Source organism: Streptomyces sp. NPDC037100 (assembly GCF_055606225.1).
Map to the genome: position 1 here is coordinate 402,573 of NZ_JBVJSX010000006.1, position 14,454 is coordinate 417,026.

Annotated in this window: 10 protein-coding genes; 4 read left to right on the plus strand and 6 right to left on the minus strand. The window is 71.4% G+C overall.

The genetic code is table 11. The annotated features are described in order from the left end of the window. On the plus strand, window positions 1-1,413 hold the full coding sequence (locus tag ACZ7EG_RS22100; protein ID WP_471081355.1) for an RICIN domain-containing protein: 1,413 nt from the start codon (window positions 1-3) through the stop codon (window positions 1,411-1,413). Window positions 1,414-1,440: 27 nt separating this feature from the next. Here the strand turns inward: ACZ7EG_RS22100 and ACZ7EG_RS22105 are convergent, their stop codons facing one another. Further along, the gene (locus tag ACZ7EG_RS22105; protein WP_471081358.1) at window positions 1,441-3,105 is read right to left on the minus strand and encodes a rhamnogalacturonan lyase B N-terminal domain-containing protein; all 1,665 of its coding nucleotides are present in this window, start codon (window positions 3,103-3,105) and stop codon (window positions 1,441-1,443) included. Between the two features lie 190 nt (window positions 3,106-3,295). Between ACZ7EG_RS22105 and ACZ7EG_RS22110 the strand changes: the two genes are divergently transcribed. The 3 genes from ACZ7EG_RS22110 (at window position 3,296) to ACZ7EG_RS22120 (ending at window position 7,179) form a co-directional block, all read left to right on the plus strand. Next, the gene (locus ACZ7EG_RS22110; RefSeq protein ID WP_471081362.1) at window positions 3,296-4,375 is read left to right on the plus strand and encodes a rhamnogalacturonan acetylesterase; all 1,080 of its coding nucleotides are present in this window, start codon (window positions 3,296-3,298) and stop codon (window positions 4,373-4,375) included. 80 nt (window positions 4,376-4,455) lie between these two features. Continuing rightward, on the plus strand, window positions 4,456-6,138 hold the full coding sequence (locus ACZ7EG_RS22115) for a DUF2264 domain-containing protein (protein WP_471081365.1): 1,683 nt from the start codon (window positions 4,456-4,458) through the stop codon (window positions 6,136-6,138). A 78-nt stretch (window positions 6,139-6,216) separates the two neighbouring features. Further along, the gene (locus ACZ7EG_RS22120) at window positions 6,217-7,179 is read left to right on the plus strand and encodes an isocitrate lyase/PEP mutase family protein (protein ID WP_471081367.1); all 963 of its coding nucleotides are present in this window, start codon (window positions 6,217-6,219) and stop codon (window positions 7,177-7,179) included. A gap of 837 nt (window positions 7,180-8,016) precedes the next feature. Here ACZ7EG_RS22120 and ACZ7EG_RS22125 read toward each other — a convergent pair. From ACZ7EG_RS22125 to ACZ7EG_RS22145, 5 genes are all read right to left on the minus strand, one after another. Then, window positions 8,017-8,607: a TetR/AcrR family transcriptional regulator gene (locus ACZ7EG_RS22125; RefSeq protein ID WP_471081370.1), complete on the minus strand. Its 591-nt coding sequence runs from the start codon at window positions 8,605-8,607 to the stop codon at window positions 8,017-8,019. Between the two features lie 231 nt (window positions 8,608-8,838). Then, window positions 8,839-9,645, minus strand: a complete 807-nt coding sequence (locus ACZ7EG_RS22130; protein ID WP_471081373.1) for an ABC transporter permease — start codon at window positions 9,643-9,645, stop codon at window positions 8,839-8,841. Between the two features lies 1 nt (window position 9,646). After that, window positions 9,647-10,450: an ABC-2 family transporter protein gene (locus ACZ7EG_RS22135; protein WP_471081376.1), complete on the minus strand. Its 804-nt coding sequence runs from the start codon at window positions 10,448-10,450 to the stop codon at window positions 9,647-9,649. Window position 10,451: 1 nt separating this feature from the next. Continuing rightward, window positions 10,452-11,447, minus strand: coding sequence for an ABC transporter ATP-binding protein (locus tag ACZ7EG_RS22140; protein ID WP_471081871.1), 996 nt, complete (start codon window positions 11,445-11,447; stop codon window positions 10,452-10,454). Between the two features lie 125 nt (window positions 11,448-11,572). Continuing rightward, on the minus strand, window positions 11,573-14,446 hold the full coding sequence (locus ACZ7EG_RS22145; protein WP_471081380.1) for a glycoside hydrolase family 2 TIM barrel-domain containing protein: 2,874 nt from the start codon (window positions 14,444-14,446) through the stop codon (window positions 11,573-11,575). Window positions 14,447-14,454 lie beyond the last annotated feature (8 nt).

A 14,454-nucleotide genomic window follows, 5' to 3' on the forward strand; every position in this document is an offset into this window, starting at 1 on the left:
ATGAGACGTGCCTGCACCACCCTCCTCGCCCTGTGTCTGGGGCTGTTCGGCGCCCTCGCCACCGCCGGCCCGGCCCAGGCCGCACCCCAGACGATCACCAACGGCACCCAGTTCACCGACACCTCCGGCAGCCCCGTCCACGCGCACGGCGGCGGAGTCCTCAAGGTCGGCAGCTACTACTACTGGTTCGGCGAGCACCGCAACGCCGACAACACCTTCCGGTACGTCGACGCCTACCGCTCGACCGACCTGAAGAACTGGGAGTTCCGCAACCACGTCCTGACCGAGGCCAGTGACCCGGAGCTCGCGACCGCGAACATCGAGCGGCCCAAGGTCATGTACAACGCGGCCACCGGCAAGTTCGTGATGTGGATGCACAAGGAGAACGGCACCGACTACAGCGAGGCCCGCGCGGCCGTCGCCGTCTCCGACACCGTCGACGGGAACTACACCTGGAAGGGCAGTTTCCGCCCGCTCGGCCAGCACATGTCCCGAGACATCACGGTCTTCGTCGACACCGACGGCGCCGGCTACATGATCTCCGCCGCCCGCGAGAACTACGACCTCCAGATCTACCGCCTCACCGCCGACTACACGGGCATCGCGAGCCTGGTCGCCAACCCCTGGCCCGGCGGGCACCGAGAGGCGCCGGCACTGTTCAAGCGGAACGGCGTGTACTTCATGCTGACCTCGGGCGCGACCGGCTGGAACCCCAACCAGCAGCAGTACGCCACGGCCACCAGCATCGCCGGCCCCTGGTCGGCCATGAGGAACATCGGCGACTCGACGGCGTACGGCTCGCAGACCGCCTTCGTGCTGCCCGTGCAGGGCACCTCGGGCACCTCGTACCTCTACCTGGGCGACCGCTGGGGCAACTCCTTCGGCGGCACGGTCAACGACTCGCGGTACGTGTGGCTGCCGCTGACCTTCTCCAACGCGACCACCATGTCGATGTCCTGGTCGCCGGAGGTCACGATCGACACGGCCGCCGGAACCGTCACCGGCACCGGCGCCACGTACAACACGCTCATCGCCCGTCACTCCTCCAAGTGCGCGGACGTGACGAGCCAGTCGCTGTGGGCGGGTGCCCAGCTCAAGCAGTACGACTGCAACGGGGGTGCCAACCAGAAGTACTGGTTCAAGTCCGTCGGAAGCGGTTACTACCAGCTGATGGTCAGGAACAGCAGTCTGTGCGTGCGGGAGAACGCGAGCACGGTCACGCAGGAGAACTGCACGTCCTCCGCGACGAGCCAGCAGTGGTCGCTGACCACCACCGGCTCGTACGTGACGGTCAGGTCCCGCGCGAGCGGCGAGTGCCTGGACGTGAACGGGGAGTCCACCGCCAACGGCGCCGCCCTCATCACGTACACGTGCAACGGCGGCACCAACCAGCAGTGGACACGCGGGACATGACACCCGCCCGGACGGCCCTGAGGGCGCTCAGGTCAGCAGGTCGATCGCATCGATCGCCGTCCCCGCGCTGAGGAACCCGCTCGCCCCCGACCCGCTCACCACGTCGATCCTGAGCACGTTGTACTGACTCGTGTCCGTCTTCCAGGCGGACGCCGGGACGCTGTACGTGAACGTGTGGTTGTTGCCCCGGTAGGAACCGTTGGTCAGCGACCGGGTGTCCGGCTGGGTGGGCGGGGCGGGGACGGCCGAGGTCCAGGCGTCGTTGACGGTGACCTGGGGCCGGCCGTTCGCGTACGCCGTCGTCACGCCGATGCGCAGGGTGTGCGCGGCGGCGGCCTGGGCCGCCGTCAGCCGGAAGTACACCAGGATCCCGCTGTTGACGTCCTTCCAGAGGTAGCAGGGGAAGGCCGCCGTCTCGCCGCTGCCGACGACCACGTTCCCCGTCCAGGACGCGGCCCGTGCGTCGGACGGATGCGCGTACGTCATCAGGTCCGCGTTCTTGAACCCGGCCGGTGTGCCGTTCCAGTCGCCGATCCGCCAGATCGCGCCCGCGTTGGACGGGTCGTCGGAGGCGGGGATCGCGATCGTGTTCAGGGTCGTCGTGCCGCCCGCCGACACGCTCACCGACCTGGTGTACACCGCCAGTTCGCCCTTGTAGACGGTCAGCGTGTACGTCCCCGGCAGCACACCGGAGACGGAGAACCAGCCGTCCGAGGAACGCGCCGAAGCCCAGTACTGCGCGGTCGGGCCGGCGAGTGCGACGGTGTACGGGTACGCCGAGTTCCGCCCGGAGATCCCGACGCCCGTCACCTTGCCACGGCCGCTCGCCGGCACGTAGCCCGCGATACCGAGCGAGTCGGCCCACGGCGTGGTCAGCGTGCCCGGGAACAGCGCCGAGGAGGGTGCGCCGCCGTCCGTGAAGGCGATGACGTAGGGACCCTGGAGGCCGAAGCGCTGCGCCTCGGTCTGGTTCTGGCCGTAGTGGAGGATCTCGTACAGGCCGCCGCCGTCCGCGCTCTGGTGGCGCAGCAGGGAACGGTAGAAGGGGCCACCGGAGGCCTTCTCGTGGTTGCTGCGCACCATCCACAGACCGACGCCGCCGGCGGACCAGCCGATGTGGTCGTAGTCCATGACGCGCCGCCCCGAGTAGTGCTTCGAGCGGGTCTGGCCGTCGGATTTCCGGAAGACGTCCGAGGCCTCGATGGTGGTGGGCGCGTAGGTGTAGGAGTCGGGTTCGTCGTTGAGGAACGCGCCCTTCTTCACGCGCACGATGTACCGGGTCGCGGAGACGGAGGTGTCGGCCCTGTTCGTCCACAGATAGACGTTGTTCTCGCCGCTGCGGGCCGCGTAGTAGTGCTTCAGAGTGCCGTGTGTGACGGAGATCAGGATCGTGGAACCGGACTGCCCGATGGTCACGGTGGAGGCGCCGAGGCCGGACTCGATGTGCGAGTTCATACCGCCGTAGCCCTGGTACTCCGAGCCGCGGTGGACCAGGGAGGTCAGGTCGCCGGTGGACTTGCTCACCTGGAAGACCAGCTGGGCGCCGGTGTCGACGACGTAGTTCGCGCCGTCGTCGGTCCAGCCGAATCCGGCCGCGTGCGCCGTGCGGGTGAGGGCCGTGCCGACGGCGGCGGCGCCGGCGGCGAGGACGACGGTGCGGCGGGCGACCGGTCTGTTCGTGGGTCCGGGCATGGGGGTGCCTCCTGCGAGGGGTGGGGGGAGTGCGGTGGGAGCGAGGGTGGCAGTTGAATCGATTTCGCGAAAGGGCTTTCACTCATGTCCAACTCAAGATCCGGCGAATGCTGCTCCAGGTCTAGAAAGCGCTTGCGTTGAGCGGTACGGTCCCCCTCCAGGTCGTGTCGTGCGCCGGGAGGAGCCTGGAGTGAGACGTTTCAGCATCGCCGTCGCGGCGGCGGTGACCCTGGGTGTCGCGTTGTCGTCCGTACCGGCCCACGCGGGTCAGGGGGGCGGAGGCCGGGGCCTTGGTCACTGCGCCGCCGGCGCCTGCCACTTCGACCTCCCGCCGGGCACCTACGACGTACGGGTCACCCTCGGCGGCGAGGCGGCGTCCAGCACGAGCATCAGCGGCGAGACCCGCCGCTCCCTGCTCCCGGAGACGGCCGCACCGGCGGGCATGGGAGTCCCCCCGCTGGAGCGAGGCCGAGAGCGGGGGAGCGTCACCCGCAGCTTCACGGTGAACGTCCGCACCCCCGAGGGCGAGCCCACCGGCCCCGAGGGAACCCCCGGCCTCGACCTGCGGATCGGCGGCTCCGCCCCGGCCCTCGCCGACATCAGGGTCACCCCGGCCCGCTACACCCGCCAGATCTTCCTGGTCGGCGACTCCACCGTCTGCGACCAGCCCGGCGACCCCTACTCCGGCTGGGGCCAGCAGCTGCCGCAGTACCTCCGCAAGGGCCTGTCCGTCGCCAACTACGCCGATTCCGGGGAGAGTACGGTCACGTATCTGGGGAACCCGCAGCTGTGGGCCACCGTACGGCCCCTGATCCGCCCCGGCGATCTGGTCCTGGTCCAGCTCGCCCACAACGACAAGACCACGGACGAGGCCACCTACCGGGCCAACCTGGAGACCCTGGTGGCCGGCGTCCGGGAACAGGGCGGACAGCCGGTCCTTGTCACTCCCATCGTGCGGCGCTGGTTCAGTCCCGACGGCACGCTGAACAACGGAACCGCGCTGCTGGTCAACGGCCTCGGTGTCGACCACCCGGCCGTCGTCCGCTCGGTCGCCGCGGCGCGGGACGTCCCGCTGATCGACCTCACGGCGAAGACCAAGGCACTGGTGGAGTCCCTCGGCGTGGAAGGCTCCAAGGCGCTGTACCTCACCAACGAGGCGCGGGACAACACGCACACCTCCGTGCGCGGTGCGACGGCCTACGCGGGCCTCGTCCGCGACGAACTCGTCACCCGGCATCTGGTGCCGAAGGGCATGGTGCGGGTGGGATGAACCCCTGGGGCGCCCCGACCGGAACCGGGGCGCTCCAGGTCCGATCCGTTCCGACCGGCCCGAGCGCGAAAGAACATCCGATGCAGCTGCCCCCCGCCGACCGCACGACGTCCCCGTTCACCGGCTACACCCGAGCCCACTGGGAGGCGGCGGCCGACTCCCTGCTCACCGCCGTCGAGCCGTACGCGAGCGAGGACCGCGCGCTCTACCACCTGCCCGGCGACCGGGCGAGCTGGTCGGGCCGCCTCTCCGACGGCCTGGAGGGATACGCCCGCACCCTGCTGCTCGCCGCCTTCCGCCGCGACGAGAAGGCCCTGGAACGCTACGCGACCGGTCTCGCCGCCGGCGTCTCGGGCGTCTGGCCCCGCATCGAGGACCGCAGCCAGCCTCTGGTGGAGGCGGCGTCCATCGCCCTGGCCCTGCGCCTCACCCGGGACCTGCTCTGGGACCGCCTGGACGACGGCGTACGCCAGCGCACGGCGGACTGGCTGGCCGACGCCCTCACGGCCGAGCCCTGGCCCTGCAACTGGGAGCTCTTCCCGGTCACGGTGGGCGGCTTCCTGGCCGAGGTCGGCCACGAGCCGGACGCCTCCCGCGCGGCGGTCGACCGCGGTCTGGAACGCATCGAGCAGTGGTACGTCGGCGACGGCTGGTACACCGACGGCGACGGCCGCAAGTACGACTACTACAACGGCTGGGCGATGCACCTCTACCCGGTGCTGCACGCCTGGCTGGAGCGCGACGAGCGACTGCTGGAGCTGTACGGCGACCGCCTCTTCCGCCACCTCGGCGATTACGCCCGCCTGTTCGGCGGCGACGGCGCCCCCATGCACCAGGGCCGCTCCCTGACGTACCGCTTCGCCACGACGGCCCCGCTGTGGCTCGGCGCGCTGACCGGCCGCACGCCGCTGCCCCCCGGTGAGACCCGGCGGCTGGCCTCGGGCGCGCTGAAGTACTTCCTGGACCGGGGTGCGGTGGACGGCCGGGGGCTGCTCTCCCTCGGCTGGCACGGCTACGACGAGTCCGTCCTGCAGGGCTACTCGGGCCCGGCCTCGCCGTACTGGGCGAGCAAGGGCTTCCTGGGCCTGCTCCTGCCCCCCGACCACGAGGTGTGGACGGCACCGGAGGAACCCGCCCCCGCCGAACGCGCGGACTTCGTCACCCCCGTCGGTCCTCCCAACTGGCTGCTCCAGTCCACCCGTTCCGACGGTGTGGTCCGCCTCCACAACCACGGCAGCGAGGACGTCCGCTACGACCCGTACTACACGCGGCTGGCGTACTCCACCGTGACGACACCCGCGGACTCGTACGACAACAGCGTCCTGGTCGGCGGCGACCCCAGCCGCACCGGCATCGAACCGCTCGGCGTGGGCGAGGGCTGGGCGGCGTCCCGGCACTCGGCGGGCGGGGGAGCGCGGGTGACGAGTGTGGTGCTGGTGCGCGGGGCGGCGGAGGTGCGGGCGCACCTGGTCTCGGGGGTGGAGCCGGGGACGGAGGTCCGTGTGACCGGCTGGGCCGCAGCGGACGGCACCCGGGCGGAACTGCTGCCCGCCGTCGGTCTCGACGCCGACCTCACCGGCGTCACCACCCAAGATTCCACCCTGTTCGTCGCCCTGGCCCGGCTCACCGCCGAGGCGGATCCGGTCCCGCTGGCGGAAACGGTCGCGGTAACCGCTTCCGGGGAGGGGGAGCTGACGGTCCGCTGGAGCGGCGGGCCCGAGGTGGAGGTCCGGCTGGACGTGTCCGGCGTGCACGTCGGCTGACGTCGTCACCATTCCGGGGCGCCGTGGTCGGTCGTCCTTCGGTCCGCGCCGAAGCGAACCGGGCCTAGCGTGAACGCCATGACCGCCGATCCGCAGCAGACGCCGTCCGGCCGGGCCGCCTCCGCCTTCGCCGCCCTTCACCGCGCCGCGGAGCCCCTGCTCCTGCCCAACGCCTGGGATCACGCATCCGCCCGCGCCCTCGCGGGGCAGGGTTTCGGCGCGGTCGGGACGACGAGCCTGGGCGTCGCCGCGGCGGCGGGCCTGCCCGACGGGGCGGCGGCGACCCGGGAGGAGACGCTGCGGCTGGCCGTGGCCCTGGGATCCGAGCCGTTTCTGCTGTCCGTCGACGCGGAGGGCGGATTCAGCGACGACCCGGACGAGGTGGCGGAGTTCGCGCGGGAGATGTATGCCGTCGGAGCGGTCGGCATCAATCTGGAGGACGGGCTGGGACCGGTCGCCCGGCACGCGGCGAAGATCGCGGCGGTCAAGCGGGCCGCTCCCGGCCTGTTCGTCAACGCCCGTACCGACACTCACTGGCTGGGCGACGGCGACGGCACCCTCGCGCGCCTCGACGCCTACCAACAGGCGGGCGCGGACGGGGTGTTCGTGCCAGGCCTCACCGACCTGCGGGGGATCGAGACGCTGGTGCGCCACCTGGAGGTGCCCCTCAACGTCCTCTACTCGCCCGACGGCCCGCCGGTCGCCCGCCTCGTTGACGTCGGCGTACGCCGGGTCAGCCTCGGCTCGCTGCTGTACCGGCGGGCGCTGGGCGCGGCTCTGGAGGCCGCGGCCGGCATTCGCGCGGGCCGGCCACCGACGGGCACCACACCGCCGTACGGCGACGTGGCGGGGCTTGCCGCGCCGAGCCGCACGCCCGCCAGCCGGACAGCCTCTCAGGTGTCGAGCGCGGCGACCAGCAGGGAGACGGCGGCGAGGTCGGGAGCGTTGCGCAGGCAGGTCACGGCCTGCCGGCCCCCGAACTCGCGCTGTGCCGCCGTCACGGCGGGATCGACGGCCGTCGCCGCCTGCACGTGTATGTAGTTCAGGGCCGTGGCGAAGAGCATCGAGAAGGATTCGGGGCCGGTGAGGACGGCCCGGCCACCGGCCTCGCGGTACGCCCGGGCCAGACGCCGTGCGGAGGCGATGTCCACGTCGTTGCCGCCGGACCAGACGTAGAGGGCGCGTGCGAACTCCCGCTCCGCCGCGACGGGACCGGCGTTGTCCCAGTCCAGGAGGACGGGGCCGTCCCGGCCGATCAGCACGTTCTGGGGCTGGAGGTCGAGGTGGGAGGTCACCAGGCCGCCGGGCGCGGAGGGGGTCACCCAGTAGGCCAGGGGCGGCGCGGACGTGGCGACGAACCGGTCCAGTTCGTCCGACCACGGCAGGCCGGCGTCCCGCACCTGCTTGCAGACGTCCTCCCAGTCGGCGTCGTCGGGACACCGCTCGTACCAGTCGCCCGGGGTCTCGACGGCTCCTTCGCCGGCCTGGTGGAGCAGTGCCATGGTCCGGCCGAACCAGTCCAGGACGTCCGGGTCGCAGGCGTCCGCCGCGGTGCCGTCGACCCAGTCGTACAGCTTCACCCAGGACCCGCCGCCGGGGGAGTCGAGGCGGGATACGTGGGCGCCGTGCCGGTCGGGGTGGAGCCGGGGCGAGGCGATGCCCAGGGCCGCCGCGGAGTCCCGTAAGGCGGCCTCGCGGGCGACCTGGGTCTCGTCGCAGCCGAAGAGGAGTTCCTTCACGGCCCAGGAGCGGCCGTTTCCGGAGAGTTTCCAGATCTGGCCGAGGGCGCCCCGGGTGACGGGTGTCATGGTCCAGGGGCCGGTGCCGAGGCGGTAGCGCTCGGCCATGTCACCGGCCGTCTCATCGGATCGGGTGCGTTCAGTCATCGGAAGTCCTCTTCTCGCCCGGCCAGTTCAGGAGCAGCACGTGCAGGGCGTCGATCGCCCTGTCCCAGGAGACCTGCACGTCACGGGGTGCGCCGAAGGCGCCGGTGGACTCCAGGGCGCAGTAGCCGTGGAAGGTGCTGCGCAGCAGGCGCACGGCGTCGGTGAGGTCGGGTTCCTCCAGGCCGTAGTCGCGGAGCACGCCGTACGTGACGTCGGCCGTGCGCCGCATCGCGGGGGAGTCCGTGACGAGTTCCCGGTCGATGCGGATCTGGGTCGCCGCGTACCGGCCCGGGTGCTCCAGGGCGTAGGCCCGGTAGGCGGCCGCGAAGGCGGCGAGTGTGTCCCGGCCGGTCTTTCGCCCCTCGACCGCCTCCGCGATCCGGTCGATCATCTCGCCACCGGCGAGGAGGGCCATGCGGGTCCGCAGGTCCTTCAGACTCCGGACGTGGGTGTAGAGACTCGCGTCCTTCACCCCGAACCGGCGGGCCAGCGCGGACAGGGTGACGCCCTCGAACCCGACCTCGTCGGCGAGCTCGACCGCGGCCGCGACGAGGCGCTCGGGGGTGAGACCGGCTCTGGGCATGGGGTCGGGGTCACCTCTCGAAGAGCGCCATGCCGAGGGCGGGACCCCTCGGACGCATCACGTGATCGTAGCCGCCGCGGCGGAACGCGTTCGTCGCGCCGAGCGCCGCCTTCCGACCTGGGCCGCGGAGGAACTGGGCACGACGCCGGTCGCCCTGGCCGGCGGAGCGACCTGCGTCCCGCTCGCCGTTGGCGGCCCTGTTCACCCCGGCCCGCGGCGCGGGCCGGACCGTCAGCCGTTGATGCCGCTGTAGTGCCGCAGACTCCACCGCCACACCAGACGGGCCGCCAGATACGCCAGCAGCCCGAGCAGCGGGGAGGCCGCCGCGAGCCAGTAGGGGACTCCGGTCGTGTGGCCGTGGCCCGTCAGGACCGCCGCCGGGAAGTAGGCGACGAAGGCGAGCGGGAGGCCGAAGGTGAGGAATCCGCCCACTGCCCTGGGCAGGACGTTCAGCGGGTAGCTGCCGAAGGTGCCGAGGAGTTCCTCCAGCCAGCGGCCCCACATGTCGGCGGCCGGGAAACGCAGGGACGCGCCGGCCACGACCGTGAACAGGGCGGCCTCCAGCAGCATGCCGCCGAGCACGGCCGCGACGAGGTAGGTGACGCGGCCCGTCGTCCAGTCCAGGTCACTGCGCGAGAGCGCGCCCACCATCAGGCCCGCCGCCACCGTCAGGTCCCCGATGGCGTTGGTCGGGAAGAACGCCAGCTGCACCTGGCGGTGGACCGGCATCGGACGCATCAGGTAGATGTCGATGCGGCCTTCCTGGATCTGCCGGCCGGCCCAGTGCATGCGCCCCAGGAACAGCACGAACAGCCCGTGCGCCAGCATCCGCGTCGCCGGGATCAGCAGCACGTCGGAGCTGTCCCAGCCGCCCATCCCGGCGAACCGCGACAGCAGCACCGTCGCGAACACGATCACCGACACCTGCCAGACCGCCCCGATCGCGATCATCAGCAGGAACTCGGTGCGGTACTCCAGCTGCGCGCGGAAGTTGAGCGCCGTCACGCGCCACACGATCCGCAGAGCCTTCCATGGCATCTCAGCCTCCCTGCGAGATCACGCGCCGGGCGGCCCGCCGCCACAGCAACCGGGTGAAGAGCGCCAGCGCCACGACCCACGCGGCCTGCACGGAGAGCTGGAACGCCGCGTCCGACAACGGAATGCGCCCCACGTACAGCGACAGCGGCACGCTCAGCGTGGCCTGGAAGGGGAGGAAGGCGCTCATGGTCACGAACCAGTCCGGGAAGAACCACAGCGGCGCGTACACCCCGGACAGCAGGTTCTGCGCGAACAGCAGGATCAGCATGGCCGCGGTGTTGCGGACCGTCCAGAAACACAACTGGTCCAGGACCAGCATCACGTAGTACAGGACCCACTGGCCCAGCAGCATGCTCAGCAGGAACACTCCCGCCATGGCGGGCGACCGGGGCGGCTCGACGACGCCCGCGGCCAGGCAGATGAGGTACCCCGTCAACGCCCAGGCCAGCCCGTACAGCTGCTCTCCGGCTGCCCGTAGGGCGTAGTAGCGCTGCGGCGGCAGCGGCCGCAGGTACCAGTAGACGATGGTGCCGAAGTGCATGTGCTGCAGGACCGTGTCCCGGCCCGCGTACTGGTCCAGTTCCCGCAGCCGGGACGCCAGTACCGCCAACACGGCGTAGGTGACCGCCTGGTCGCGGCTCAGCCCCGCGGTCGTGCCGGACTGCGCGTACAGGCCCCGCCACAGTGACCAGACCAGCACCACCTGCACGGCCAGCCGGAGGGCGACGGCGGTCATCCGGGGCGGCGCGTTCAGCTCGCCGAGCGGGGTGACCCGGGCGGCGCGCCAGGCGGGGAGCACGGCCACGTCAGACCTCCCCGGCGTGCGCGTACGCGGCCCGCATCACGTCCTCGAGGTCCGCCTCGTCCAGGGCGATGTCCGTCACCTCGAACCGCTCGATCACCGCTTTCAGCGCCTGCTGGACGGTCGGCGCGTCCGGCCCGTCGGGGCCGAGGACGATCTGCGCGCCGGTGTGCCGCAACAGGGTGGTGCCCGGCGGCGGTACGACCTCGGCGTCCGGCACGGCCAGTGTGGCCCGCACCTGCCAGGTCGAGCCGAACTTCCGGCGGATCTCGTCGAGCGTGCCGTCCAGCATCAGCCGGCCGTGGTTGACCAGCACGACCCGCTCGGCGAGCCGCTCGACCTCCGTCATGTCGTGCGTGGTCAGCAGCACCGTACGGCCACGCTGCTCCACCTGGTGCCGCAAGAACTCCCGCACCTGTTCCTTCACCACCACGTCCATGCCGATGGTCGGTTCGTCGAGGAAGACCACCGGCGGGTCGTGCAGCAGGGCGGCGGCCAGATCGCTGCGCACCCGCTGGCCGAGCGAGAGATGGCGGACCCGGGTGTCCCAGAACGACGACAGCTCCAGAATCTCGTCGAACTCCTCGAGCCGCGCGGTGTGTTCGGCCTTGGGAACCTCGTAGATGTCCCGCAGGATCGCGAACGACTCACGCACCGGCAGGTCCCACCACAACTGGGTGCGCTGCCCGAACACCGCGCCCACGTTGCGGGCGTTGCGCTCCCGCTCCCGGTACGGCACCACGCCCGCGACCCGGGCCTCGCCGGACGTGGGCGTGAGGATGCCGGTGAGGATCTTGATGGTGGTGGACTTGCCGGCGCCGTTCGGCCCGAGCAGGGCGAGGAGTTCGCCTGCCGCCACGTCGAAGGTGACGTCGGTGACCGCGTGCTTGGCCACTCGCTCGGGGTTGACCAGGGAACGGACGGCGCCCGCGAACCCGGGGCGGCGGACGGTGGTGTGGAAGGTACGGGACAACCCGCGGACCTCGATGGCGACACTCAACTGACCCACCAGCTTCCTTGCGGTGAACACAGCGGCGGCCGGTCGGCTGGGGGGCCGACCGGCCGCGGATGACATTCCGACACTGTCGGAATGTCGATCAATCGGTCAATCGATTAATCGAGTTCTTACTTGATGGTCGAGAACACGAACGAGAACTCCACGGGCTCCGCCTTCAGGAAGTACTGCGGCAGCGGACCCGGACCGCAGGACTGCGAGCCGATGCCGTGCAGCCCGTGGTCGAGGTTGACCCACACCGTGTCCCCGGCCGTGAGGTCGGAGCGGTGCCGGGCCGCATCGAGCTGCTCGGTCGTCCAGCGCCGCGCGGTGAACCAGAACTCCGGGTCCCCCTCGATCCGGAGACCGCCGAGCTCCACCCAGCGCACATCGGCACGGGCGCCGTTCTCCTGCGGACGGACGTACGGCGTCTGCAGCCCGTCCACCGTGGACTGCCAGCGGCCCACCATGGATGCCGCCCTGGTGTCCGGGTAGGCCTCGCCGGGACCGCCGCCGAACCACTCCACCCGGTCCGCCTCCGGCAGTCCGAAGCGCACGCCGAGCCGGGGCAGCGGCACCGTCCAGTCGCCCTCGGGCGTCACGGACACGCTCAGCCGCAGCCGTTCGCCGTCGGACGTCCAGCGGTACACCGTGTCCAGACCCACCTCGCGGGCGGCTGGCGCCACCCGGGTCCGCACCGTCAGCGCGTCGTCACCCGCCTCGACCGAGACCAGGCGGTGCCGCATCCGGTGCAGACCGAGCGTGCGCCACAGCATCCCGTAGCGGGTGTCGGTCTGCCACTCGGCGCCGTCGTCGTTGTCGGTCGTCGCCCGCCACACGTCCAGTCGCGGTGCCGTGCCGACCTCCACCCCGCCGATCGACAGCAGCGCACCGGTACGGGCGTCGAACCCGGCTGGGCCGAGCGTGATCCGGTCGCCGTCCCGCACGGGCCGGTCGGTCGCGGGGAACGACGGCAGCGGCCGCGCCCCCACGGCGAACTGGCCCCAGGCCACCACGTGCCCCTTCGCGGCCCAGGACGTGTCGTCCGCGAGCAGGGCCCGCACCGTCCACTGCCGCTCGCCGCCCCGGCCGTCCGCGGGCGGCTCCGGCAGCTTCACCTCGGCGCTCTCGCCCGGCGCGAGCGCCGGCACCGCGAGCGAACCCGACTCGACGGTCTCGCCGTCCACCTGGCACGACCAGTCGAAGGCCAGCGCGGACAGATCGGCGAAGTCGTGCTTGTTGGTGACACGCACGGTGCCGTTGGTGCCGTCGCCCTCGATCAGGACCGGCTCGATGACCTTCTTGTACTCGATCAGGCCCGGCGACGGCGTCCGGTCCGGGAAGACCAGCCCGTCGCACACGAAGTTGCCGTCGTGCAGCTCCTCGCCGAAGTCACCGCCGTAGGCGTAGCCGAGCTCGGCGTGCTCGATGCCGTGGTCGATCCACTCCCAGATGAATCCGCCCTGGAGCCGCTCGTGCTTCTCGAACAGCTCCTGGTAGTCGGCCAGTCCGCCCGGGCCGTTGCCCATGGCGTGGCCGTACTCGCACTGGATGAAGGGCAGTTCGCGGCGCTTGTGCGTACCACCGTCGAGCCGCTGCCCGATCCCCGCGACCTCCTCGTGGGAGGCGTACATCCGCGAGTAGACGTCCGTGTCGCGGCAGTTCCAGTCGCCCTCGTAGTGCACCAGCCGCTCGGGGTCGCGGCCGTGGATCCACTCGGCCATGGCGGTGAGCCCGCGGCCGGTGCCGGCCTCGTTGCCCAGCGACCAGAACACGATCGACGGGTGGTTCTTGTCCCGCTCGACCATGCGCGCGGCGCGGTCCAGCAGGGCCGGGGTCCAGCGCTCGTCGTCGACCGGGTTGTCCCGCCAGTCCTGCTCGACGAAACCGTGGGTCTCCAGGTCGCACTCGTCGATGACCCACAGGCCGTACTCGTCGCACAGGTCCAGGAAGGCCGGGTGCGGCGGGTAGTGCGAGGTGCGCACGGCGTTGAGATTGTGCCGCTTCATCAGCAGCACGTCCTCCCGCATGGTCTCCAGGTCGAGCGCGCGGCCGTGCCGGGGGTGCCACTCGTGCCGGTTGACGCCCCGGAACAGGATCGCCCTGCCGTTGACCTTGACGAGACCGTCCTCCAGGACGACGGTGCGGAAACCGATCCGCAGCGGCACCCGCTCCCCGTCCGTGGTCAGCACCCCGTCGTACAGCCGCGGCGTCTCGGCGGTCCACGGCTCGACGGCGACCGTGACCGATTCGCCGGTCGCGACATCGATGTGCAGGGCCGGGACCGTCACCCGCCCGTCGACGTCGGAGTCGACGCGCAGAGTGCCCTCGCCGGTGGTGTGGTCGTAAGAGGCGTGCACGAAGAAGTCGCCCGGGCTGCCCGCCGGGCGGTGCAGCAGCGTCACGTCACGGAAGATGCCCGGCAGCCACCACTGGTCCTGGTCCTCCAGGTACGACCCCGCCGACCACTGGTGCACGCGCACGGCGAGCACGTTACGGCCGGGCTTCAGCAGCTCACCGACCGTGAACTCGTGCGCCAGCCGGGAGCCCTTGAACTCGCCGAGCTCCGTGCCGTTCAGCCAGACGCGGGCGCACGACTCGACACCGTCGAAACGCAGCACCGCCCCGCCGTCCGACGGCCAGTCGGACGGCAGGTCGAAGACGCGCAGGTGGTCACCGGTCGGGTTCTCGGTCGGGACGTACGGCGGATCCACGGGGAAGGGGTAGAGGTGGTTGGTGTAGATCGGGGAGCCGAACGCCCCGTCGCCCTGGAGAACCCAGTGCCCGGGAACCGTGACCTCGGCCCAGTTCCCGGCGTCGTAGTCCTCCTCGGCGAACGAGTCGTCCTCGGCGCCGGCGGTGGCCGACACCCGCAGGCGCCAGGTGCCGTTCAGCGACAGGGACCGCGCGTCCGAGGACGCGTACCAGGCGCGGGGCGGCAGGGCCCCGCTGCCCGGGGAGACGTCCTCGACGTAATCGACGGATGGGGTCGTGCGGTAAGACATCGGTCTCC